This is a genomic window from Rhizobium deserti (assembly GCF_004358025.1).
Taxonomy (GTDB): domain Bacteria; phylum Pseudomonadota; class Alphaproteobacteria; order Rhizobiales; family Rhizobiaceae; genus Neorhizobium; species Neorhizobium deserti.
This window is the reverse complement of sequence record NZ_SMTL01000003.1, coordinates 185,400-206,440: the sequence shown is the minus strand read 5'-3', so window position 1 is coordinate 206,440 and position 21,041 is coordinate 185,400. Positions and strand designations below refer to the sequence as shown.

At 59.1% G+C, this 21,041-nt stretch carries 23 protein-coding genes, 1 tRNA gene, 1 pseudogene and 1 riboswitch; of the genes and pseudogenes, 19 read left to right on the top strand and 6 right to left on the bottom strand.

The annotated features are described in order from the left end of the window. The first annotated feature begins 14 nt into the window (after nucleotides 1–14). The 7 genes from hisD to E2F50_RS12975 all read left to right on the top strand — a co-directional run bounded on the left by hisD (nucleotide 15) and on the right by E2F50_RS12975 (nucleotide 3,728). A complete protein-coding gene (hisD, locus tag E2F50_RS13005; RefSeq protein WP_133316599.1) occupies nucleotides 15–1,328 on the top strand; it encodes a histidinol dehydrogenase in 1,314 nt (437 codons plus the stop codon). Nucleotides 1,329–1,331: 3 nt separating this feature from the next. Beyond that, on the top strand, nucleotides 1,332–1,805 hold the full coding sequence (locus E2F50_RS13000; protein WP_133316598.1) for a UPF0262 family protein: 474 nt from the start codon (nucleotides 1,332–1,334) through the stop codon (nucleotides 1,803–1,805). A gap of 2 nt (nucleotides 1,806–1,807) precedes the next feature. Then, complete coding sequence (locus E2F50_RS12995; protein ID WP_133316597.1) at nucleotides 1,808–2,287, top strand: arsenate-mycothiol transferase ArsC; 480 nt, start codon at nucleotides 1,808–1,810, stop codon at nucleotides 2,285–2,287. A 127-nt stretch (nucleotides 2,288–2,414) separates the two neighbouring features. After that, nucleotides 2,415–2,633 (top strand): translation initiation factor IF-1, encoded by a 219-nt coding sequence (gene infA / locus E2F50_RS12990; protein ID WP_004435948.1) that lies wholly within the window; start codon nucleotides 2,415–2,417, stop codon nucleotides 2,631–2,633. A 24-nt stretch (nucleotides 2,634–2,657) separates the two neighbouring features. Then, nucleotides 2,658–3,278 carry a Maf-like protein gene (locus E2F50_RS12985; protein ID WP_133316596.1) on the top strand — a complete coding sequence of 207 codons (621 nt, stop codon included), beginning with the start codon at nucleotides 2,658–2,660 and terminating at the stop codon, nucleotides 3,276–3,278. A gap of 2 nt (nucleotides 3,279–3,280) precedes the next feature. Next, entirely contained in the window at nucleotides 3,281–3,487 is a 207-nt protein-coding gene (gene yacG, locus E2F50_RS12980) for a DNA gyrase inhibitor YacG (protein ID WP_133316595.1), read from the top strand. Nucleotides 3,488–3,652: 165 nt separating this feature from the next. Continuing rightward, a tRNA-Phe gene (locus E2F50_RS12975) sits at nucleotides 3,653–3,728 on the top strand. A 380-nt stretch (nucleotides 3,729–4,108) separates the two neighbouring features. On the opposite strand, the gene rpsU is transcribed toward E2F50_RS12975, so the two are convergent. Further along, the gene (gene rpsU, locus E2F50_RS12970; RefSeq protein WP_133316594.1) at nucleotides 4,109–4,375 is read right to left on the bottom strand and encodes a 30S ribosomal protein S21; all 267 of its coding nucleotides are present in this window, start codon (nucleotides 4,373–4,375) and stop codon (nucleotides 4,109–4,111) included. An 897-nt stretch (nucleotides 4,376–5,272) separates the two neighbouring features. Here rpsU and E2F50_RS12960 point away from each other — a divergent pair. After that, entirely contained in the window at nucleotides 5,273–6,196 is a 924-nt protein-coding gene (locus tag E2F50_RS12960; RefSeq protein WP_161974135.1) for an alpha/beta fold hydrolase, read from the top strand. 233 nt (nucleotides 6,197–6,429) lie between these two features. Here the strand turns inward: E2F50_RS12960 and E2F50_RS12955 are convergent, their stop codons facing one another. Together E2F50_RS12955 and E2F50_RS12950 are read right to left on the bottom strand one after the other, a co-directional pair. Next, nucleotides 6,430–7,047 (bottom strand): exopolysaccharide biosynthesis protein, encoded by a 618-nt coding sequence (locus E2F50_RS12955; RefSeq protein WP_245515406.1) that lies wholly within the window; start codon nucleotides 7,045–7,047, stop codon nucleotides 6,430–6,432. A gap of 2 nt (nucleotides 7,048–7,049) precedes the next feature. Beyond that, on the bottom strand, nucleotides 7,050–7,364 hold the full coding sequence (locus E2F50_RS12950) for a hypothetical protein (protein ID WP_342635729.1): 315 nt from the start codon (nucleotides 7,362–7,364) through the stop codon (nucleotides 7,050–7,052). Between the two features lie 200 nt (nucleotides 7,365–7,564). Here E2F50_RS12950 and E2F50_RS12945 point away from each other — a divergent pair, with 200 nt between their 5' ends. The 7 genes from E2F50_RS12945 to arsK all read left to right on the top strand — a co-directional run bounded on the left by E2F50_RS12945 (nucleotide 7,565) and on the right by arsK (nucleotide 12,712). Beyond that, nucleotides 7,565–7,951, top strand: a complete 387-nt coding sequence (locus E2F50_RS12945) for a hypothetical protein (protein WP_133316591.1) — start codon at nucleotides 7,565–7,567, stop codon at nucleotides 7,949–7,951. Between the two features lie 575 nt (nucleotides 7,952–8,526). Further along, nucleotides 8,527–8,883, top strand: a complete 357-nt coding sequence (locus E2F50_RS12940; protein WP_133316590.1) for an ArsR/SmtB family transcription factor — start codon at nucleotides 8,527–8,529, stop codon at nucleotides 8,881–8,883. After that, a complete protein-coding gene (arsN2, locus tag E2F50_RS12935; protein ID WP_133316589.1) occupies nucleotides 8,880–9,341 on the top strand; it encodes an arsenic resistance N-acetyltransferase ArsN2 in 462 nt (153 codons plus the stop codon). The genes E2F50_RS12940 and arsN2 overlap by 4 nt, the downstream gene beginning before the upstream one ends. Before the next feature lie 4 nt (nucleotides 9,342–9,345). Next, on the top strand, nucleotides 9,346–10,386 hold the full coding sequence (gene arsB, locus E2F50_RS12930) for an ACR3 family arsenite efflux transporter (RefSeq protein ID WP_133316588.1): 1,041 nt from the start codon (nucleotides 9,346–9,348) through the stop codon (nucleotides 10,384–10,386). A gap of 4 nt (nucleotides 10,387–10,390) precedes the next feature. Then, on the top strand, nucleotides 10,391–10,813 hold the full coding sequence (gene arsC / locus E2F50_RS12925; protein ID WP_133316587.1) for an arsenate reductase (glutaredoxin): 423 nt from the start codon (nucleotides 10,391–10,393) through the stop codon (nucleotides 10,811–10,813). Beyond that, complete coding sequence (arsH, locus tag E2F50_RS12920) at nucleotides 10,788–11,513, top strand: arsenical resistance protein ArsH (protein WP_161974133.1); 726 nt, start codon at nucleotides 10,788–10,790, stop codon at nucleotides 11,511–11,513. Before arsC ends, arsH begins: the two co-directional genes overlap by 26 nt. Beyond that, complete coding sequence (gene arsK / locus E2F50_RS12915) at nucleotides 11,510–12,712, top strand: arsenite efflux MFS transporter ArsK (protein ID WP_133316585.1); 1,203 nt, start codon at nucleotides 11,510–11,512, stop codon at nucleotides 12,710–12,712. The genes arsH and arsK overlap by 4 nt, the downstream gene beginning before the upstream one ends. Nucleotides 12,713–12,801: 89 nt before the next feature. On the opposite strand, the gene E2F50_RS12910 is transcribed toward arsK, so the two are convergent. Genes E2F50_RS12910 through E2F50_RS12905 form a run of 3 tightly spaced genes read right to left on the bottom strand, consistent with a single transcriptional unit; the run spans nucleotide 12,802 to nucleotide 13,895 of the window. Then, nucleotides 12,802–13,062, bottom strand: a complete 261-nt coding sequence (locus tag E2F50_RS12910; protein ID WP_133316584.1) for a DUF6894 family protein — start codon at nucleotides 13,060–13,062, stop codon at nucleotides 12,802–12,804. Between the two features lie 3 nt (nucleotides 13,063–13,065). Next, nucleotides 13,066–13,344, bottom strand: a complete 279-nt coding sequence (locus E2F50_RS23405) for a hypothetical protein (RefSeq protein ID WP_245515405.1) — start codon at nucleotides 13,342–13,344, stop codon at nucleotides 13,066–13,068. After that, nucleotides 13,341–13,895 (bottom strand): Crp/Fnr family transcriptional regulator, encoded by a 555-nt coding sequence (locus tag E2F50_RS12905; RefSeq protein WP_245515404.1) that lies wholly within the window; start codon nucleotides 13,893–13,895, stop codon nucleotides 13,341–13,343. The genes E2F50_RS23405 and E2F50_RS12905 overlap by 4 nt, the downstream gene beginning before the upstream one ends. A 217-nt stretch (nucleotides 13,896–14,112) precedes the next feature. Next, nucleotides 14,113–14,175, top strand: a riboswitch (Fluoride riboswitch). A 76-nt stretch (nucleotides 14,176–14,251) separates the two neighbouring features. On the opposite strand from E2F50_RS12905, the pseudogene crcB reads away from it, so the two are divergent. The 4 genes and pseudogenes from crcB to E2F50_RS12885 form a co-directional block, all read left to right on the top strand. Further along, nucleotides 14,252–14,511, top strand: a pseudogene (gene crcB / locus E2F50_RS12900) (fluoride efflux transporter CrcB); the annotation flags it as partial. 194 nt (nucleotides 14,512–14,705) lie between these two features. After that, the gene (zwf, locus tag E2F50_RS12895; protein ID WP_133316583.1) at nucleotides 14,706–16,214 is read left to right on the top strand and encodes a glucose-6-phosphate dehydrogenase; all 1,509 of its coding nucleotides are present in this window, start codon (nucleotides 14,706–14,708) and stop codon (nucleotides 16,212–16,214) included. A 1,096-nt stretch (nucleotides 16,215–17,310) separates the two neighbouring features. Then, a complete protein-coding gene (locus E2F50_RS12890; protein WP_133316582.1) occupies nucleotides 17,311–19,314 on the top strand; it encodes a methyl-accepting chemotaxis protein in 2,004 nt (667 codons plus the stop codon). Nucleotides 19,315–19,575: 261 nt separating this feature from the next. Continuing rightward, on the top strand, nucleotides 19,576–20,940 hold the full coding sequence (locus E2F50_RS12885; protein WP_133316581.1) for a TadE/TadG family type IV pilus assembly protein: 1,365 nt from the start codon (nucleotides 19,576–19,578) through the stop codon (nucleotides 20,938–20,940). Nucleotides 20,941–21,041 lie beyond the last annotated feature (101 nt).

Here is a 21,041-nt window from a genome sequence, read left to right as displayed (position 1 = left end):
GAAGGAAGATCCGCTTGGCAATCTGGCTTGAGCAGGCATCCGATGATTTCGAGGCCAAGTTCTCCGCTTTCCTGTCGACCAAGCGGGAAGTCTCGGAAGATGTAAATGTGGTGGTGCGCGCCATCATCGATGATGTTCGTGCGCGTGGCGATGCAGCCTTGCTGGAGTATTCGGCGCGGTTCGACGGCATCGATCTCGGCGAGACCGGCATCCGGGTCAGCGACGCGGATGTCGATGCGGCGGTGGCCGAAACGGATCCCAAGGTTCTTGACGCTCTGAAGTTCGCGGCCGAGCGCATCGAGCGGCATCATGCCCGGCAGATGCCCAAGGACGATATCTATGAAGATGCGATCGGCGTTGGCCTCGGTTCACGCTGGACGGCCATAGATGCGGTCGGGCTGTATGTGCCGGGTGGCACGGCCAGCTATCCCAGCTCCGTTCTGATGAACGCCGTGCCGGCCAAGGTTGCGGGCGTGCCGCGCCTCGTCATGGTCGTGCCGGCCAATGGAGGCCGCATCAATCCGGCGGTTCTGGCCGCCGCGCGGATCGCCGGTGTGAGCGAGATCTACCGGATCGGTGGCGCCCAGGCCATAGCGGCACTCGCCTACGGAACAGAAACCATCGCGCCGGTTGCCAAGATCGTCGGTCCCGGCAATGCTTATGTGGCCGCAGCCAAGCGGCATGTCTTCGGCACGGTCGGCATAGACATGATCGCCGGTCCTTCGGAAGTGCTGGTGATCGCCGATCGCGAGAACGATCCGGACTGGCTGGCTGCGGACCTGCTTGCCCAGGCTGAGCATGACGAGGGCGCGCAGTCCATTCTGGTCACCGACGACGCTGAACTGGGGAGGGCGGTGGAGGCGGCCGTGGAGCGGCAGCTCAAAACCCTGTCGCGATCGCAGACGGCGGCAGCCAGCTGGCGGGATTTCGGCGCCATCATCCTCGTACCGGATTTGAAGGCTTGCCTGCCGCTCGCCAACCGCATTGCCGCCGAACATCTGGAACTCGCCGTTGCCGATCCCGATGCGCTCCTGCCGGGCATCCGCAATGCCGGCGCGATCTTCGTCGGCCGCCACACGCCGGAAGTGATCGGCGACTATGTCGGCGGTTCCAACCACGTTCTGCCGACCGCACGCTCGGCGCGCTTTTCGTCGGGACTGTCCGTGCTGGATTTCGTCAAGCGAACGTCGATCCTGCGGCTCGGCCCCGACCAGCTTCGTCAGCTGGCGCCGGCTGCCATTACGCTTGCCCAGTCGGAAGGGCTCGATGCACACGCACGCTCGGTTGCCATTCGCCTCAACGCCTTCCCTGACAGCGACGGAGGTTGATGGATGGGGCAAGGTGACTTCCGGCTCTCGGATGTCGTTCTCGACGCCTCGATCGGGCGCTCGACGCCTGACGTGGAGCATGAGCGGGCAGTTGCCATTTTCGATCTGGTCGAGGAAAACGCCTTCGAGCCCCTTGGCCATGCCGGTGGTCCCTACCATCTCAAGCTTTCGCTGGTGGATTCCAAGCTGGTCCTCGGGATCACCACGGAAACGGGCGAGGACGTTGCCACTCACATCCTGTCGCTGACGCCGTTCCGGCGGATCATCAAGGATTACTTCATGATCTGCGAGAGCTATTACGAGGCGATCCGCTCCTCCACCCCAAGCCGGATCGAGGCGATCGACATGGGACGCCGCGGCATCCACAATGACGGCTCCCAGACGCTGATGGACCGCCTGGACGGCAAGATCCGCGTCGACTTCGACACGGCGCGCCGACTTTTCACGCTTGTCTGCGTTCTCTACTGGCGCGGCTGACAATGGAAACTGCACCCGCATCGGGACGCAACCAGGTGAGACCGGGCGCCATCTTGTTCATGTGCGGATGGAACGCCATCCGCTCTCCCATGGCCGAAGCTATTGCAAAACGGCTGCTGCCGCACGATATATATGTGCAGTCAGCCGGTGTCCGGTCCGGCGAAAGGGATGCTTTCGTCGATGCGGTCTTGGAAGAAGTGGGGCTTTCCATCGGACGTCACCAGCCTCGTACCCTGGAAGAGCTGGAAGACGATTTCTTCGACCTGATCGTAACCTTGACGCCCGAAGCGCATCATTCCGCCCTCGAACTCACCCGCGCCAGCGCAGTGGAGGTCGTTTATTGGCCAACCATGGATCCGACGGCTGCCACGGGTACCAGGGAACAGATGCTGGATGCTTATCGGGAAGTTCGCGATCATTTGTGGCGCTTGATCGACGAGCGTTTGTCGGGCATGAGCCGGCATCCGGCCGAAACGGCCTGAAAGACATTTACAATCGCTCTCAAGCGAGGTTCACAAAGCGGACATGATTGTGTAGTTTCCGCGCAAAATTCCGGGCAGGCGAATTTATCCGTTGGCCCAGCACCCAAAACAGGAAGAAAACCCTTAGATGGCTAAAGAAGAAGTCCTCGAGTTTCCGGGCGTCGTTACCGAACTGCTGCCGAACGCGACATTCCGGGTCAAGCTCGAAAACGAACACGAAATTATCGCCCATACCGCCGGCCGCATGCGCAAGAACCGTATCCGTGTTCTCGCCGGCGACAAGGTGCTGGTTGAAATGACGCCCTATGACCTGACCAAGGGCCGGATCACCTACCGCTTCAAGTAATCTCCTCATCCGCGGCGGGCTCTCATGGCGCAAGAACAAAAGCTGATACTGGCCTCCGGCTCTCCGCGCCGTCTCGACCTCCTCAACCAGGCCGGCATCGCGCCGGCGCGGTTGATGCCCATGGATATCGACGAGGCGCCGAAAAAATCGGAACATCCCCGTTCGCTGGCGCGGCGGCTGTCGAGCGAAAAGGCCGAAGCGGCGCTTGCCGCGATCCGCCTCGATCCTGCCTGGCGGCACAGCTATATCCTGTCTGCCGACACGGTGGTGGCGGTCGGACGCCGGATTCTCGAAAAGACCGAATATACCGAGGAAGCATCGGCGGCCCTGCATCTGCTGTCGGGGCGCGGCCATTGGGTTTATACGGGCATCTGTCTCGTCACCCCCGGCGGCCAGTTCCGCCAGAAGGTCGTGCAGACCAAGGTTCGCTTCAAGCGCCTTTCGCCCCTCGAAATCGAGAATTATGTGGCATCCGGCCAATGGCGGGGCAAGGCCGGTGCCTACGCGATTCAGGGCATTGCCGGCGCGTTCGTGCAGAAACTGGTCGGCTCCTACACGAATGTGGTAGGCCTGCCGCTCTACGAAGTCACGACGCTGCTGGCGGGCGAAGGCTTTGAGGTGGCGTCCGCCTGGCCGGAGGGGTGAACATGGCGCAACCGATTAAAGCTGGCGGCAAGGTCGAGCCGCTGAGAAAGACGCGGCCTTGCCCCGAATGCGGCCGGCCGTCCTTGCGTGACCATTATCCCTTCTGTTCCGATCGCTGCCGGACGCAGGATCTGTCCCGCTGGCTGACCGGCTCCTATGCCATTCCCGTGGCGGAAGATGAGACCAAAGCTGAGTTTCCGGATGATTAGCCCAGGCGGCACCTGTTTTTGTTCATGAATTTGTGATTTTCGCAAACCTGTCAAAAAAGTCGGTTCTGGTGCTGGACATGAACGAACAAGATGTTATAACCCCGCTCGCTTCCGGGGGAGATACCCCCGCCGACTTCGTGTCGGAAGGCTTCTCGAAGCCTCGATGCCCGGATAGCTCAGTTGGTAGAGCAGCGGATTGAAAATCCGCGTGTCGGTGGTTCAAATCCGCCTCCGGGCACCATTTGTCCTCAGTAAATCAATGAGTTGAGGCTGCAGTGTCAACTGAATCGTCTCGTCGTGGTTGCGTTTCTGAAGTCTATACCGTTTACCTACCGTTCGCCTGAAAGCCCGAGGGCGAAAGGGCTGGTCAAATTTTTTGCCTGAAGTCTTAGCCTTAGGGGTCATCGCGGCAAACTACCGGCCTTGAATTCTTTCGCATGACAGCCCGGCTTCACCGGCCGGCCGTCATGAAAAACACCAGCGGTAGGTCGCGGGCACCGTCGGCACCTCCAGCAGGCGCCGCCCCAAACCTCGGCTACGCCTGCGGCCGCACCAACCCTTGCCCTCGTTACCCCCCCCGGACCTCGCGTTCAGGCATGGTTGCAGGGATCCTGCGATCGCTCACTGAGTAGGCGGAGCAGATACTTTTGGGCGGGGAGCGACCTTGGGTTTCTTCGCCGTCACAATACCCAGCTCTCGGTTCAGCTTTTTTTGGGCCAGTTTGCGGGTCCGGCGAATGCCTTCGGCTCTCTCGCGGGCACGTTTTTCCGAAGGCTTTTCGTAGTGCTCCCGAAGTCGCATCTCCCGAAACATGCCTTCCTGCTGCAGCTTCTTTTTCAGAAACCGCAAAGCCTGATCAACATTGTTATCTCTTACAAGGACCTGCAAGTTTAACTCCTAGTGCGTCCGTTCAATGGCTTCCTTACCTGCAGGGCAGGTGTTGAGCAATACACGAAAAGGAGGCAGCTCTTCGAGCCAACTGCCGCAAAATTACTACCAACGCGGGGAGTCCTGTCACACCGTAAAGCAGGCCATGAAGAGCCTTAGCAGATAGCCGGGGCGCAGCAGTTCGATACCATTCAGTGCGAAGAAGCGCATGGCGGTGATACCAGCTTAAGTAAAGCTGGACGCTACCAGGGAGCATGTTCAGCACTACGTCGTGGCCCGGCGCGTGCGCACTACAGCAGCCGAGCTCATCAAGGCTCCTCACTTGGATCTGGCGGCTCTCAAGGTTGTGCTGGACGAGGCCCGTCGTGCTGACTTCGAAGTACGGCCAGCGGTAGAGGAAGAAGCTCTGAACTTTGCGGCCACTCTTTCGCTGGAAGATCGCCAGCACCTTGCTGAAGCCATCGCCGAGCGAAATGATCGTATAAGGCGACGCAGCCCTTAAGGGGGAAGGAGGCAACGCAGGGGGTGTCAGGTTTCGGGTATTTAAAGCTCCGTCCTTTGGTGCAGATTACAATGCCGGATTGCTTCTAGCGCTGAACGTTTGGTCGGTAGCGTGAGAAGGAACTTTGTCTTTGACGTCAGGTTCGGGTAGCAAATCTGGAGCACCTGATGACGCCGCTACGCCCGCTAATCTCCCTTATCTCATCCCTCATTCTCATAATCTCGATCTACTTATTCTGGACCTGGTATCGCGGCGAGGTCGTTCAAAGGCCTGACGCCACGTTCGAAGTGCATCGTGACGCTTGGAGACTATGGGTTGGCGGCCTTCTGCTGGCCTGGTCGTTCCTGGGTAGGTGGCCGACTCTATTCTTATTGACGCGGCCGGATACCGCACCCATGAGGAAAGGTAACGAGAACGGCATAGTCATCACGGGTGCCGATGGAGAGAGGCTACAAGTTTTTATTGATGGTCCGGCGAACGCACCGACCATGCTTCTTACGCATGGTTGGTCACTCGATCATAGCGTCTGGCAGTATGGCGTACGCGACTTGTCGCGCGATTTCCGTGTTGTGACTTGGGACCTCCCGGGTCTCGGCAGATCAAGCGCCAAGCAGGTGAGCCTGTCAAACATGGCTGACAACCTGCAGGTCCTCTTGGGCCACCTCCAGCAGCCTGTCCTACTGGTAGGGCACAGTATCGGCGGCATGGCGATCCAAACTCTCCTGCGGGATCACCCTGATGTGCAAAAGCAGGCGGTTGCCGGCGTGGTGCTGGTCAATACGACCTACACTAACCCCCTGCGCACGATCATCTTAAGCCCGCTGCTTCGCCTGTTGCGATGGCCGTTGATCGAGCCGATGATGTGGCTTCAGATCATTCTCAAGCCGCTGGCATGGCTGATGTCGTGGCAGAGTTACTTGAGTGGATCAATGCACCTCACCGCGAGACTTGGTTACGGTACGATGGTGACGCGAAGCCAGCTAGAGCATACAGCTTGGCTGATGACGACCAACTCTCCATCTGTGCAAGCGCGGGGTGATCTTGCAATGTTTCGGTGGCGTGCAACAGAGACACTGGCAGCAATTTCTGTACCAACGCTTGTCCTGGCAGGAGAGGCAGACATCGTCACCAAGCCCGATGCCAGCAGGCACATTGCTCAAACCGTGCCTGGTGCGTTCCTGCAGACGTTTGGCCACGTCAACCACATGGGCTTCCTCGAGAAGTCGCAAGACTATAACGTAGCAATTCGGGACTTCGCGACAAAGATTTTCCGGCAGCACACTCATAGACCATCCGCGGCCAGCCCCCTGCAACGTTAGATCTCTTCTTAGAGCAACGCGGTCGCCGGTTTGAATTGCTTCAAAGCGATACATCAGCTTGTTACGAGTCCGCGATCCGTGTCTCACCGGACAGTCCAGTTTGATCGCCCTTGCATTGTGGCCGTCTTCGAAGTCACCGCGGAGATCCGGGCGGACTGCAAGGAACGCGGCTGACTTATGCCCCATCGTGTTAGCCCCGATGAAGCCGCACTTTTGCGTCCGCGAGGACGAGCTTAAATCCAGGGGATAACACCAGCCATCATGTAAAGGAGCGCTCCTGTGATGGCAAGCGCGATGAGTGTCATGCCAAGGCCGAGAAGAACCACGAGCCCGTCGCGCTCGATCAAACCAACGGCGATAGCACAGAGTGCCGCGACAGGGGCTAGGTTTCCAAACGGGATCGGCAGAGCGACGGCGACCGCAAGGCAGAAGATAGGAAGCGCAAGCAGGTAAGGCATGCGCGGCCCGGCGTACGCCTTCATCCGACCCGGTCGAACAAAACGCTCGATCCGTCGGACCAGCGGCGACGCATACCGCTCCAATGCGTCGAATGCCTTCGCCGATATGCGGCGATCGGCCAGCAGGGACGGAAGCCACAGGGATTCGAGTCCCACCGCAAACTGGAGCGAAACGATTGCAAGCGCTGAGCCGAATATCATTCCGAAAGGACCGGGAATGGGGATCAACGCCGGCAGTGCCAGAAGCAGCATAACGAAACCGAAGCCGGACCTTCCCATCAACTCGAGGGCGTCGGCGATCGTCAAGCCGCCCCGGCTGCGTGCCTCCGCCACAAGACGGGAGAAGATCGTGGATGCCGTGCTGGTTTTGCGCTCGTAGTCGGGCTTTGCCACGGTCAACCTTCCGCCTCGCGCGCCGTCTGTGGGTTGATCAGTCCGCGCAACGCGCCGCAGCTCGGATCGGCCCCGTCAAACAGCTGCTCAGGTGATATCCAGCCAATCGAGATGCCGACCGTCATAGCCGCCGCCCAGCCCGGCTCATTGCCGGCCTTGTCGATCAGGCGTGGAACCTCATTAGTCAGGCACTGGCGCGACTGCTGCACAAGCTCAACCGGCAAGTTTGCACGATCGAGATGTTGCCGCATCTCGGCATGCAGCGGATCGATAACGAACAGCGTAAAAATCCATGCAGCAATGTTTGCGATCATCATTCTGGTCCCGTGTTCACGGCATCTGTCGGTTTAAGGTCCGACATCGTGAAAGCGCCGAAGACATTCACCAGAGGGGCCCGGACCAGCGGGTCGAACATGATTTGGTAAGAGGAGCAGGGGTGTTCAAGGTTGCGGTCCCTTGACCGACCAAGTCGTTCCGGTCGATCACAATGCATCGCGCGAATAGAAAGAAGTCCCGCATGCCGTACTACCTCGTTACCCAGACGTCGCTCGTGGAAGGCGCGGATGAAGCCGAAGCAGCCCGAAGAGTCCTCACGAAGCTACAGTCAGATGGCGCCGTAGAGTTCACCGTGAGATACGATGAAGATAATATTCGCCAGGTGACAGTCGCCAATGTCCCTGTCTCGGACGTCGCACTACCGACTGGGCGGGAGACCCGACCATTCCCGGAGCCGATCCAGGAAGACACCATGCTTGAAGCGTCTGCCGTCAATCAAGCCGATACAGGTGCCTCCAAGCGGCGACGACTGTCACCCAGGAGTGTTATTCTTGGATCGAGCCTCTTTACAGCCGGCGTAGCAACTGGGCTGGTCATCATGGCTTTGGTTGATCGCGCTTATGGATGAGTCACGGGAGTTTCCCAGAGGACCGTAAGCTGGAGCCTTTCGCTGGCTACATGATGGCAAAGCTACTTGAGCGGATCAATGCATCCGACCGCTAAACCCGGCTAGGGCACGATCGCGACCCGACGCAGCGAGAATATACAGCTTGGCTGATGACGATCGACTCCCCTTCGATATAAGCAAAAAGGCGATCTCGCCATGTTCTGCGGGACGTAGCAGAGGCAGTGGCACGCATCTCTGTACCAACGCTTGTAGTCGCAGGAGAGGCAGACATCGGCATGAAGCCGGTTGGAAGCAGGCAAACTGCCCCGGCCATATTGGGTGTTACGCTGCAGACGTTCGATCACGTGAACACCTGGGCTGAAGTGATCATCGCGGTAAACTACCGGCCTTCACCTCGGTGTCATGATAGCCTGGCCTCACCGGCCGACGGTCTAAGGAAAACACCAAGGCAGGTCGCGGGCAGCGTCGGCGACCTCCAGAAGGCGGCCCAGGCTGATGTCGGATTCCAAAAAGGGGCTTGTCGATCGCATTCATATGAGTTACCAATAGTTCAACATTTCAAGGATTGTAGAAATATGGAAGAAGGTCGAGCCCTCATGTCATTCGCCGCACTGTCGCAGGAAACCCGCCTGCACATCGTGCGCATGCTGGTGGTGGCAGGACCCGACGGCATGGCCGCCGGCGCCGTCGCCGAGAAGGCCGGCGTCTCGCCATCCAATGTCTCCTTCCACCTGAAGGAGCTGGAGAGGGCAGGGCTGATCAACCAGCAGCGGGAATCCCGCTCGATCATCTACACCGCCAATTACGAGGGCCTGGGCGCATTGATCCGCTTCCTGATGGAAGACTGCTGCGCCGGGCACCCGGAAATCTGCGCACCGGCCGCCGAAGTGGCCGCCTGCTGCGCCCCGTCTCCGGAGGAGAGCCTGCAATGATCCTGCCCGTCAACGAGCCTGGGGATCTGAAGCAGCAACGGATCGGCCAAGCCGATGTTGGCCTGCGCGAGGCGCTGCAGGCCGCGAGCTTGCCGGTCGATGATCTCGATGAGGACGGGCGTAGCTTCTTCCGGTTCACGCATTACGGCGAGACGGTAGGCTTTGGCGGTCTGAAGCAGTACGGGGAGGTCGCGTTGCTGCGCTCGTTGGTCGTTCTGCCGCCGCAGCGCGGCAAGGGTAATGGCGAGGTGATTACACGTCGCCTGCTCGATCAGGCCGCAGCGGACGGCGTCCGCACCGTCTACCTGCTGACCGAGTCCGCCGCCCCGTTCTTTGAACACCTCGGCTTTTCTAGGATCGACCGCTCCGCGGCGCCGGATGCGATCCTAGCGACCGGCCAGGCGGCAAGCCTGTGCCCGGCTTCGGCCGCACTGCTTTCCAAGACAATCAAAGGGTAAAGCCATGTCCACTTTTGAGCGCTACCTGACCGTCTGGGTATTTCTGTGCATCATCGTTGGTGTCGCGCTTGGTCATGTCATGCCGGGCGTCTTCCAGGCGATCGGCACGGCCGAAGTTGCCAAGGTCAACCTGCCGGTCGCGGTGCTCATCTGGCTGATGATCATTCCCATGCTGCTCAAGATCGACTTCGCGTCGCTTACCCAGGTCAGCCGCTACTGGCGCGGGATCGGCGTCACCCTGTTCATCAACTGGGCGGTGAAGCCGTTCTCGATGGCGCTGCTGGGGTGGCTGTTCGTGGGTTACCTGTTTCGGCCGTACCTGCCGGCCGACCAGATCGATTCCTACATTGCCGGCCTGATCATCCTCGCCGCCGCACCCTGCACCGCCATGGTCTTCGTTTGGTCGAATCTCACCAAGGGTGAGCCGCATTTCACGCTCTCGCAGGTGGCGCTTAACGACACCATCATGGTTGTCGCCTTTGCGCCGATCGTCGGCCTGCTGCTGGGTCTCTCAGCCATCACGGTCCCCTGGGACACGCTGATCCTGTCGGTGGTGCTCTACATCGTCCTGCCGGTGATTGCCGCTCAGGTCCTACGTCGCGTGACTGACGTCAACCGACTCGGCGCCAAGCTCCAGCCGGTGTCCCTGCTGGCGCTGCTGGCGACACTGGTGCTGCTGTTCGGCTTCCAGGGCGAGCAGATCATTGCCCAGCCGACCGTGATTGCCCTGCTGGCCGTGCCGATTTTGATCCAGGTCTACTTCAACTCCGGTCTCGCCTACCTGCTCAACCGGGCCACCGGTGAGGAGCATTGCGTCGCCGGTCCATCGGCGCTGATCGGCGCTTCCAACTTCTTCGAGCTGGCGGTGGCGGCTGCCATCAGCCTGTTCGGTTTCAATTCAGGAGCGGCACTCGCGACCGTCGTCGGCGTCCTCATCGAGGTGCCGGTGATGCTGTCGGTGGTCTGGATCGTCAACCGCAGCAAGGGCTGGTACGAGCGCAGCGCCGCCGTCCGGACCAACGCCACCACCATCAAGAGGGTCTAACACCATGGACGTCACCATCTATCATAACCCCGCCTGCGGCACCTCGCGCAACACGCTGGAGCTGATCCGCAATGCCGGCATCGAACCCACCGTCATCGAATACCTGCAGACCCCGCCCAGCCGCGAGCAACTGGTCAAAATGATCACTGACGCCGGGCTGACCGTGCGGGAAGCCATTCGCGAGAAGGGCACCCCTTACGCCGAACTCGGCCTCGATAACCCGGATCTAACAGACGACCAGCTGATCGACGCCATGCTCAAGGACCCGATCCTGATCAACCGGCCGTTCGTGGTGACGCCCATGGGCACGCGGCTGTCGCGGCCGTCGGAAGCGGTTCTCGACATCCTGCCTGACACCCACAAAGGCCCGTTCACCAAGGAAGACGGCGAACAGGTTCTCAATGCGAAGGGCAAGCGCCTTGTCTGATCTGCCTGCCGCATCGCTCGCGCATCTGCGCCAGCCGGACCGAGACGCGCTTCGTCCGGCATTCTCCACGCATAAGCCGCGCATTCTGATCCTTTACGGGTCGCTGCGTGAGGTATCGTACAGCTGGCTGCTGGCGCAGGAATCCGCGCGGCTGCTCGAACACTTCGGCTGTGAAGTGAAGATCTTCAATCCGGAGGGCCTGCCGCTTCCGGACGCCGCGCCCGTGGACCATCCCAAGGTCCAGGAGCTGCGCGAACTGTCGGCCTGGTCCGAAGGCCAGGTCTGGGTCAGCCCCGAACGTCACGGTGCCATGACCGGCATCATGAAGGCGCAGATCGACTGGATCCCGCTGGCTGTAGGCTCCGTGCGTCCAACGCAGGGCAAAACCCTGGCGGTGATGCAAGTTTCCGGCGGCTCCCAGTCGTTCAATGCAGTCAACCAGCTGCGCGTCCTCGGCCGCTGGATGCGTATGATTACCATCCCGAACCAGTCCTCTGTTGCCAAAGCCTTCCAAGAGTTCGACGCCGATGGTCGCATGAAGCCCTCGGCCTATTATGACCGCGTCGTCGACGTATGCGAGGAGCTGGTCAAGTTCACCTGGTTGACCCGTGACGCCTCGGCCTATCTCACCGACCGCTACAGTGAGCGCAAGGAAGAGGCTGAGAAGCTGGAGCAGCGCGTGAGCCTCAACTCCATATGACCGCACGGCTGCCGACCGGCGCGATCGCCGCCCTCGGTGTCACCCAGATTATCGGATACGGCACCCTTTATTACAGCTTCAGCATCCTGGCGCCGGACATGGCGGCAAGCCTCGCCTGGTCGCAGGAATGGATCTTCGGCGCCCTGTCGATCGCGCTGCTGGTCGGCGGGCTCACCGCTCCGTGGCTCGGCGTTTTGATCGATCGCATCGGGGCAGGGCGGGTCATGACCATCGGCTCCGCCGTGGCAGCCGCTGCCCTGGTTGCCTGCGCCTATGCGCCGGGGAAGGGAGCCTTTACAGTTACCCTGGTGGCGATCGAGGTTGCTGCCAACCTGGTCCAGTACGGCGCGGCCTTCGCGCTGTTGGTGCAGCTCCGGCCGGCGGTGGCGCAGCAGAGCATTACCTATCTCACCCTGATCGCTGGGTTCGCCTCGACGATCTTCTGGCCGATCACGACGGCGCTGCACGCGCAGCTGTCCTGGCAGAACGTCTACCTGGTATTTGCCGGGCTCAACCTGCTGGTCTGCCTGCCACTTCACGCCTGGCTGTCCTATGGCCTGACCGTCAGCCGCCGGGAGGCCGCCACCAATCCGGCCACTCCGGTCGCCGGCTCCCTGGCGCCGTCGCACCGGCGCATGGGCTTTATATTGATGACCACGGCCTTCGCCGTGCAATATCTCGCCAGCGCGTCCGTCCTGGTGCACATGGTGCCGCTGCTGGCAGGTCTGGGGCTGGGCACCACCGCCGCACTCGTCGGCACCCTGTTCGGCCCGTCGCAGGTCGCCAGCCGGCTGATCAACATGCTGTTCGGCATACGCCTCGACGCGCTGCACCTCGCCATGATCTCGGCCGCACTCATCCCCGCCGGCACGCTGGTCCTGGAGCTGACCGCGCCGTCCGTTTCCGGTGCCATGCTCTTCGCGGTCATCTTCGGCATGGGCAACGGCTTGCTGAGTATTGTCACAGGCACCCTGCCGCTCGCGCTGTTCGGCAGTGAGGGCTACGGCAAGCTGCAGGGGAAGATGATGGCGGCCCGCCTGATCGTCTCCGCCTCGGCGCCCTTTGTGATGGCCCTGGCGATGGAATGGCTGGGGATCTCCCTGTCCCTGGCGGCCATTGTTGCGCTGGGTCTGCTCGCCCTGGCCTTGTTTATCGTGCTTGGGCGCTTTCGCCGGAACGGGTCTCATCGTAAGGAGTAAGCGCATGTGGGAGGCGCCAGTCGCACTGCGACAAGCTGAGTGATAGCTCATTGAAGGTGGTCCAAGCGCAGCGGATGCGCCGAATAGGGCTATCGAGGCAGGATTGTCGGCGGGATGACCTTAGGCAAAACCTCACCTGTTGAGACCACAGCGATAACTTTTTTCTCCGCATTGGTGATCTCAATGCCGTAGACATCGACCGAAGACTTCGCTTTCAGTTGCTCGGCCACCATGGCCAGGATGCTTTCCTCAGCGTAGGCTGTAGCCGTCCCGAGATCCGGAAGCTCTTCCCCCTCGATATCCTCAACATTGGCGTCGTTTTTGCGGATGTTGAAATAGAATAATGGCATGATTCACCTCACGTTCCGCTGATGGACACAGTCTATGTTGGCTTCTGTACGATCGATGACCAATGGAAAAACCTCAGCGCCATCGGCATTGGAAACCAGCCTATCTTGAGCAGCACGGTCGGGGTACGAAGACATGTCGAAGAGTTGCCGGTATTCCTTTTCTGGCTCACCATAGGCGTCATAGGCGAATTCCTCCATGGCGCGGCGGTTTCTCATGGTCACGAGCTTGCGCAGCGAGCGGATAAAGCCTTTGCCTTCGAGAACATGAAGCGCGGTCGTCACACTTGGACGCCTGATGGCAAGCATGAGCGCGATAAGTCATGGGTAATAACGATCTCGTTTCCCCCCAGGCGGTCCTGGCACATCAGCAGCCAGCGTGCCAGCCGGACATTGATTTTGTGGACCCCGTTCGACAGAGCCGTATAGGAAACCTGGGTGGCAAGATTGTGAGACGAGCGGCTAAGCTGATTGGCGAGGAACGGACAGCGTTTCGTCAGGTTCCAAAGCGATTGAAGCTCGATACGGTGGCCATGTCCCGGGGACTGGATAACGACCTCGTGGAGGCTTTGGCCGAAGCCTACCGCCGGCGGCGTTGGTGCAAAGCCTTCCCAGCCGAACATTCCAGCCTCCGCCTTCTGGCCTCTTGGAGAAACCGTCACAATCGAGCCCAGCCCGCTTTCAAGAAAGTAGACGTAGTCGATCTTCTGAGCAGCCAGAACGATGCGAAAGCCCAGGGGCAGCTCGATGGGCTCCAGGTAGGGGAGGAGCGCAGCCATTTCACCAGCGGGAAGTTGGGCCAGGAGGCGGTTCTGAAACTTTGGAAAATGGGGCACGGGTGTCTCTTGCTTGGGGCAAGAGTGATGATCTCCCTGCCGTTCGCGCCCTGATATTGTGGCGAACGATACCCTATAATAGCACAGGGAAGACGCAGTGTCTGTACTTGGTACGGTTTCAGACTCTGCAGGAGAGATTACCATGCCAGATATTAAGGTTAGCGGGTCAGGACGGTGTAACCGCCTCCTTAGCCGGCGGGCTCCTTGATATGTTGCGAGGCATGCTGGGGATGGGGTTCCCCGAAACCGCCCGCCGTGGGCTGATGACTCCTATCAATCGCTTGGCGGCTCAAGGCTACCAGGCTTTGACCGTTGATAGGAGTACCTCATGTCTTTTAACCTCATGTCTCGTCGTAATGCTGGGCGGCGCGATCGGAACGTTTCTGCGCTACCTAGTGTCCGTGCTTGCCGCACCGATCAGCAAGGATCTGCCGTGGGCACATTCCTCATCAATATCTCCGGTTCCTTCATGATTGGGCTATTTGGCACCTTGACCCTAGCCTCGGGCCGGTTTCCAGTACCTGAGAACTGGCGCCTGTTCGTCATAATCGGCCTCTGCGGGGGCTACACGACCTTCTCGTCGTTCAGTCTGCAAACCCTTGACCTGTGGCACAACAGCTGACTGTCACTGATGTGCTGAAGGCGGGCAACTACAGTCGTCGAAGCGTCAGGCTTTCTTGTTTTGCCTACCGCCATCTCAGTGAGCAGTGAGAGCTGAGGCCGTTGAGCCAAATCGGGCAGTGACGGGTTGGGCAATTGCCGTCATAGGAAAGTGCTTTATATCCGCCTCCCGCTGTTTTGGAGCCCACCGTGACCGTTAAACAAGCCCCGCCTGTTACCCTTGTCATTTTCGGTGCGACAGGAGACCTCACCCGGCGACTGCTGGTTCCCGCGATCATCAATCTCACCCGTAGCGGCCTTGTCGGCAACAGCCTCTCCATCCTCGGCATTGGCATAGAGGAGGGGGATGACGAATCCCTGCGTCGGCGGCTCGATGAGTTTCTCATCCACTTAACGCCAGGTGTTGAAGAGGAGACCGAAAAGGATGAAGCTTGGGACAGCGTGCGCTCTCGCATTTTCTATTTGAGTGGCGATTTCACCCAGGACAATATTTTCGATAATATTGCTGCGCGTCTAGGCGCTGATGAAAACGCTGCCTTCTACTTGGCGGTTCCGCCCGCTTTCTTTGGGCCGATTGTTGAGAAGCTCGCCGATCACGGGTTGATGAGGGAAACCGAAACCCGGTTTCGCCGCGTTGCGATTGAGAAGCCCTTCGGGACCGACCTTGCATCAGCACAGGCTTTGAACGCGCGGATCCTTGAACGCGTTGCAGAGGCGCAGGTTTATCGTCTCGACCATTTCCTTGGCAAGGAAACCGTTCAGAATTTGATGACCGCTCGCTTCGCGAACATGATGATCGAGGCACTCTGGAACAACAACTATATTGATCATGTGCAGATAACGGCAGCGGAGGTGGTGGACGTCGGGAGCCGCGGCAAGTTCTATGACGCGACTGGTGCACTTCGTGACATGGTGCCGAACCACCTGTTCCAGCTCCTCGCCATGATCGCCATGGAGCCACCAAATAGTTTCGACGCAGAGGCGATCCGCAACGAGAAAAGCAAGGTGCTGAAGGCCCTTCGCATTTACACAGAAGAGGAAGCGAAATTGTACGCGGTTCGCGGCACCTATGGAGCAGGCACGCTCAATGGCGTGAACGTGCCGGCCTATCAGGATACAAAGGATATCAAACCCGCCAGCAGGACGGAAACTTTTGTGGCGCTAAAGTTGCTCGTAGACACATGGCGCTGGGCCGGTGTCCCTTTCTACCTCCGTACCGGAAAGGCAATGACGGCGCGTGACACCGAAATTGTTATCACTTTCCGCAAGGTACCTTTTGCGCAATTTCGAGAGACCGAGGTGACACGAAAGCTGCCGCCGAACCGTCTCGTGATCCAGGTGCAGCCGGATGAAGGGATGAGCATGGAAATCTCGATCAAGTCACCAGGACCTATGGTCGACATTGAGCCAGTCTCGCTCGATTTTCGGTATGCCGATAAATTTGATATCGGCAAGACCACGGGCTACGAGTCCCTCATCTATGACCTCTTTATCGGCGATCAAACGCTCTTTCAGCGCGCTGATGGGATCGAAGCAGGATGGGCAGCGGTTCAGCCATTTTTGGACGCTTGGTCTAAAGATCCGACCGCACCGGAAAAATACGATCCGGGAAGTATGGGTCCAGCCGGCGCCGACAGCTTGATCGAGCGAGACGGGCGCAGGTGGCACAAGATTGGCTTCAGACTGACCAATAGGTGAAGCTGAACCAATGAGAGAGGCAATTGGTGTCTCACCACAACTCCGATGTGTCCGTGCATATCTTTCCTTCCAGGGGAAGCAAGACAAGCACATCCTGGCTCATGCTCGGCGCTTCACTTGACGAAAACGATTTCGAAGCAAGGGTGTCTGCTCTGGAGATCTTCGTGAGCCGCACCACAAATTTCAAAGAAGACCTGGTGCGCACAGCAAACCATGTTGATTGGACCAATGGCTTCAAGAGAAGCGTGCTTCTCGACAATGCGTGCTTGTCATCCTGGCATGCGGGGCGGCATCGGCACGCTGAAAGCGCCAACGCCAGAGATGCTCTTGCCGAGCTTCATGCTATATCATTGCCGATCACCATCGGTTGGGCCTCTGACACTCAGGTAGAGGCGGCCCTGCTATATGCGGCCGCGATGATCAGGGCTCACCCATGGCTCACCAGGCTGAGGCGAGCCTCCACCAGCAGATCAGCAAGCTCCGCTCCAGTAGATGAAGCTAAGCAAGAGATCTCGAACAGGAGGCAATTATGTTCTATGAGTGGGACATCCACCGCTATGTTGAGCAAAAGGCAAGGAAGCGAAGCACCTCTGCAGCGCTGATCGTCATGATGCTGCTATGCTACTTCAGATGCTTTTGAACGGGCTGTTGCAGCCGTGCACTCAACTTGCTGGCTGCTCTCCCTCAGTCTTTCTGTCGGAATGCTGGAGGAGCGTTATGACCTACGAGTAGGATGCCGTAAAAGCAAGGCGAGCATATCTGATCAAGTTTGCGGTTTCTTGTGTCGCGGCGCTGGTCATTGCCAGCGTCCCCGTCTGGTTCGCCTTAAAGGCTGGCGCGATCTGATCAGCATCCGTAGGTCCGATTTTGGCCGGGTGCGGTTTCTGATAAGGATATGTTGGCGGGACTCCCAAGTCGAAAGGCGAAGACGGCCGGTGAGGCATTAACTTCCCATAAAAACTAAACCATTAGATCTCGTAGTCCTCCCTCGGATGACATGAAGGTCATCTCCAGGTGCACTGGCCTTTGGTCATCTGCCTGCCGTTGCGATTTTGCGACCGATGGACCTCGACCATTCTCCTTTAGGGCAGGTCTCATGCAGAACGTTACAATAACCAGCAAGTTTTTACTCCTTCTTGCCGCCTTTGGCCTGTTTGCTTTAGGCACTGCCTTTTATTCCGGAAAGCAGATCAAAGCCGTTGATGCCGGCTATTCATATCTTCTGTTTCATGAGGCGGATGCATCAACCGCTTTGTCTCGCGCAAGTCGTGCACTTCAATCGGTAAGGGGCTCCATGAGTGACGTACTGATGTCCACGGATGCCGACATGGACAAGGCAGCCTTGAACAAGATCGCCCTCGGGCGGGAGCAATTTTCCGGCTTTATGGACAAGGCGATTGCAGATCTTCCGGATGATGCCGTCATCAAGGATCTCAAGCAAAAAGCTTTAGAGGCCGTTGACAAGAACTGCCAGAAGGCCGTGCAACTTGGAACAACGGCCATCGGTTATCTGGAACTCAAAAGCGCCACCGCATTGTTCTTTCAGCAGTGTCACCCTCACTTCGAGGAAATGACAGCGGCCTTCGTTGCCAAAGTTGGAGAGCTTGCCAAAACAACCAGTGCCAGCCGCGCCCAGTTGGCTGATGATGCTACCGACACTTACTGGAGCAACATCATCTCGGTGATCGTCGGTATCATAGTCATCTCGTTGGTGAGCTACTTCGCCATCAAAACTTGGCTTGTGAAGCCGGTGCGTGCGCTTAGCGACGTCATGCGGCGCCTAGCCGACGGCGACCTGACGGCCGAGGTGGCCGGCGCAGATCGAAAGGACGAAGTGGGCGGCATGGCGCGTGCTGTGCAGGTCTTCAAGGACAACGGATTGCGCGGGCTGGAGCTCGAACGCGAGTCATCTGCCCAGCGTCATCAGTCGGAAGAACAGCAGCGTCGTGCAGCCGAGCAGGATCGTGTCCGTGCCGAAGCCATGGCGCAGGCGACAAGCGGTCTCGCCGATGGCCTGAAGCAGCTGTCCGCCGGCAATCTCAGCTTCCAGCTCAGCCAGCCCTTCGCCGCCGATTTCGAAAGCCTGCGCGCCGACTTCAACATGGCCGTGGAACAGCTGCGCGGCACGCTGGGTGCCGTTTCCCAGGCGACCAGCTCGATCGACAGCGGTTCGCGCGAAGTCAGCCAGAGCGCCGACGACCTCGCCAAGCGCACCGAACAGCAGGCAGCCTCGCTCGAACAGACGGCCGCGGCTCTTGACCAGATCACCGCCAATGTGTCGAACTCCTCCAAGCGCGCCGAAGAAGCCCGCACGGTGGCCATCCAGGCCAATGAAAGCGCCCGACATTCCGGCGCCGTGGTGGCCAATGCCGTCGATGCCATGGGCAAGATCGAGCAGTCCTCCAGCCAGATCTCCTCGATCATCTCGGTGATCGACGAGATTGCCTTCCAGACCAACCTCCTGGCGCTGAATGCCGGCGTCGAAGCGGCGCGTGCAGGCGAAGCCGGCAAGGGCTTTGCGGTGGTTGCCCAGGAAGTGCGCGAACTGGCCCAGCGTTCCGCCAAGGCGGCCAAGGAGATCAAGGACCTGATCCGCAATTCCTCCGTCGACGTGGAAAGCGGCGTCAAGCTGGTCAGCGAAACCGGCGACGCCTTGAAGACGATCGAAGGCTACATCGTCACCATCAACCAGCACATGGACTCGATCGCCACCTCGGCGCGCGAGCAGTCGGTCGGCCTGTCGGAAGTCAACACGGCCGTCAACCAGATGGACCAGGTGACGCAGCAGAACGCCGCCATGGTCGAGGAAGCCAATGCCGCCGGCGCAACGCTTGCCAATGAAGCCGCCCGCCTGCGCGAACTGATCGGCCGGTTCGACCTCGGTGCCGGTGGACCTGTGTCGGTTCAGTCGGCTACGCGCCCCGCGTCTAGCAGGCCTATCGTTTCGCCAGTCACGCCGGTGAGGGCCGTCAATTCCTATACGCCGCCTGCCGCTTCGCCAGCCCGCAGCATGGTCGGCAAGATCGCCCAGGCCTTTACCGGCCGCTCAAGTGCCGCCGCCGCGCCATCGGCCGCCGCCGACAGCTGGGAAGAATTCTGATCTCAGCACAAGCAGCAAACATGAAAAGGTGGGGCCACAAGCCCCGCCCTCCCTCGTTTTTAGTCGGCTCCAAGAGGTGAGGCCTCGACCAGGGTGTGGCTCTCCTGAGGGAGTTCCAAGTCAGCGGCCTGACGTTTGCTCCCTCGAGACATTCCAATGAAGCGGCCAAGACATCGCGTTTGTTACCGATGTTAAGTTCAATTTCACTTCGGTCTGCGATCTTCCCTCAGTTATTTATCATGCTGTAGAGACCAAACCCAAATGCTTTCGCTGAAGAAGCTGTTTTCAGACCGATCCGGCAACTTCGGCATGATGACCGGACTGCTGCTCGTGCCGCTCGTGGGCGCAACCGGTTTGGTTATGGACTTCAGTCAAGCATTGAGTGTCCGCACGGAGTTGCTGGGCGTTGCAGATGCTGCCGCTCTGGGTGCCATTTCTGAAGGGTCGCCGAGCTATAAAGCCGTTCAGGCCATGACATCCGACGGCGAGATCGAGATTGCGGAGAAAGACGGCAAGAAGATCTTTCTGTCTCAGCGGGCCGGAGCCGGTGCATCCAATCTAGCTGAGGTGAACCTTGATGTCTCGATGAAGGTGATGCGGAAGAATGGAGCGGTGACATCCACCGCCACCTTCTCAGCAGAAGTGCCGACGACCTTCATGCGCATCCTGGGCTGGGACTTCGTGCCGATTTCAGGCACCGCGACAGCGATGGCCGGCGGGGAAGCGAAAAGCTACACCGACTTCTACATGCTGTTGGACAACACCCCATCCATGGGGATCGCCGCAACGCGCAAGGACATTGCAAAACTCAAGAGCCTCACCAGCAACAAGTGCGCCTTCGCATGCCATCTCGGCTACTATGACAATAGCGGTAAATTCAACGAGGATCCAAACAGCACCTACATTGTCGCCCGCGCCAACGGCATTACCTTGCGTACCGATGTCGTTGCCAAGGCGGCAGAAGCCTTGATCGAAAAAATCCGCACAGAGATGTCCGTCTCAGCCAATCAGTACCGGATCGCCGCTTACTCCTTCGGCAAATATGCGCTGGAGCCTGGTTACCGTATCGACAAGATCTCTGGGTTGACGCTCGACATGACGAGCGCTTCAAAAGCGACGGGCAATGTAGCGCTGATGACGACGGATCATGATTGGTTCAATGACAATGCGCTGACCAGCTTCGACACCTCGCTGTCTGAAATCGGCAAGGAGATTGGCGGCAATGGCGGTACGGGTAGCAGCGCGGCTGATCCGGCAAAAATCGTTTACTTCGTCACCGACGGCGTCGCTGACAGTCTCAAGCTTGGCAAAAGCTGCGGGGGGAGTTGGGAGGGCAACAAGGGTCGCTGTCTTGAGCCAATCGACACAAAGTCGTGCAAGGCGCTGAAGGACAAGAACATCAAACTCGCCATCCTCTACACGACCTATATCCCACTTGACGGTGACGGCACCTGGGACAGTTTGATTAAGAAAGTCTTTGCCGACCGCATCGCCTCCAGCTTGAAGGAATGTGCGTCGGACGACCTCTTCTTCGAAGTAGGTCCCGATGACGACATGCAGGCCGCGATGGTCAAGCTGTTCGTGCGCTCAACCTCTGGAACAGCAGGCCTTCGGCTGACGCGGTGACTCGATGGGCCTCGGCCGGCATCTATTCCTCAACCCGGAAGATCAAGTCGCCGACGCAACCTCAATCGATGGGAATGGCATTCATTTAGGTTCTTCTTTCA

Bases quoted from the DNA above. Each gene is read 5' to 3' on its own strand.
- infA (WP_004435948.1), top strand. From the start codon at position 2,415: ATGGCTAAAGAAGAAGTCCTCGAGTTTCCGGGCGTCGTTACCGAACTG.
- E2F50_RS12995 (WP_133316597.1), top strand. From the start codon at position 1,808: ATGGAAACTGCACCCGCATCGGGACGCAACCAGGTGAGACCGGGCGCC.
- E2F50_RS13000 (WP_133316598.1), top strand. From the start codon at position 1,332: ATGGGGCAAGGTGACTTCCGGCTCTCGGATGTCGTTCTCGACGCCTCG.
- arsH (WP_161974133.1), top strand. From the start codon at position 10,788: ATGCGAAGGGCAAGCGCCTTGTCTGATCTGCCTGCCGCATCGCTCGCG.
- E2F50_RS12960 (WP_161974135.1), top strand. From the start codon at position 5,273: ATGAGGAAAGGTAACGAGAACGGCATAGTCATCACGGGTGCCGATGGA.
- arsC (WP_133316587.1), top strand. From the start codon at position 10,391: ATGGACGTCACCATCTATCATAACCCCGCCTGCGGCACCTCGCGCAAC.
- yacG (WP_133316595.1), top strand. From the start codon at position 3,281: ATGGCGCAACCGATTAAAGCTGGCGGCAAGGTCGAGCCGCTGAGAAAG.
- arsK (WP_133316585.1), top strand. From the start codon at position 11,510: ATGACCGCACGGCTGCCGACCGGCGCGATCGCCGCCCTCGGTGTCACC.
- arsN2 (WP_133316589.1), top strand. From the start codon at position 8,880: ATGATCCTGCCCGTCAACGAGCCTGGGGATCTGAAGCAGCAACGGATC.
- E2F50_RS12910 (WP_133316584.1), bottom strand. From the start codon at position 13,062: ATGCCATTATTCTATTTCAACATCCGCAAAAACGACGCCAATGTTGAG.
- E2F50_RS12885 (WP_133316581.1), top strand. From the start codon at position 19,576: ATGCTTTCGCTGAAGAAGCTGTTTTCAGACCGATCCGGCAACTTCGGC.
- E2F50_RS12950 (WP_342635729.1), bottom strand. From the start codon at position 7,364: ATGATGATCGCAAACATTGCTGCATGGATTTTTACGCTGTTCGTTATC.
- E2F50_RS12945 (WP_133316591.1), top strand. From the start codon at position 7,565: ATGCCGTACTACCTCGTTACCCAGACGTCGCTCGTGGAAGGCGCGGAT.
- E2F50_RS12985 (WP_133316596.1), top strand. From the start codon at position 2,658: ATGGCGCAAGAACAAAAGCTGATACTGGCCTCCGGCTCTCCGCGCCGT.
- E2F50_RS12940 (WP_133316590.1), top strand. From the start codon at position 8,527: ATGGAAGAAGGTCGAGCCCTCATGTCATTCGCCGCACTGTCGCAGGAA.
- arsB (WP_133316588.1), top strand. From the start codon at position 9,346: ATGTCCACTTTTGAGCGCTACCTGACCGTCTGGGTATTTCTGTGCATC.
- E2F50_RS12890 (WP_133316582.1), top strand. From the start codon at position 17,311: ATGCAGAACGTTACAATAACCAGCAAGTTTTTACTCCTTCTTGCCGCC.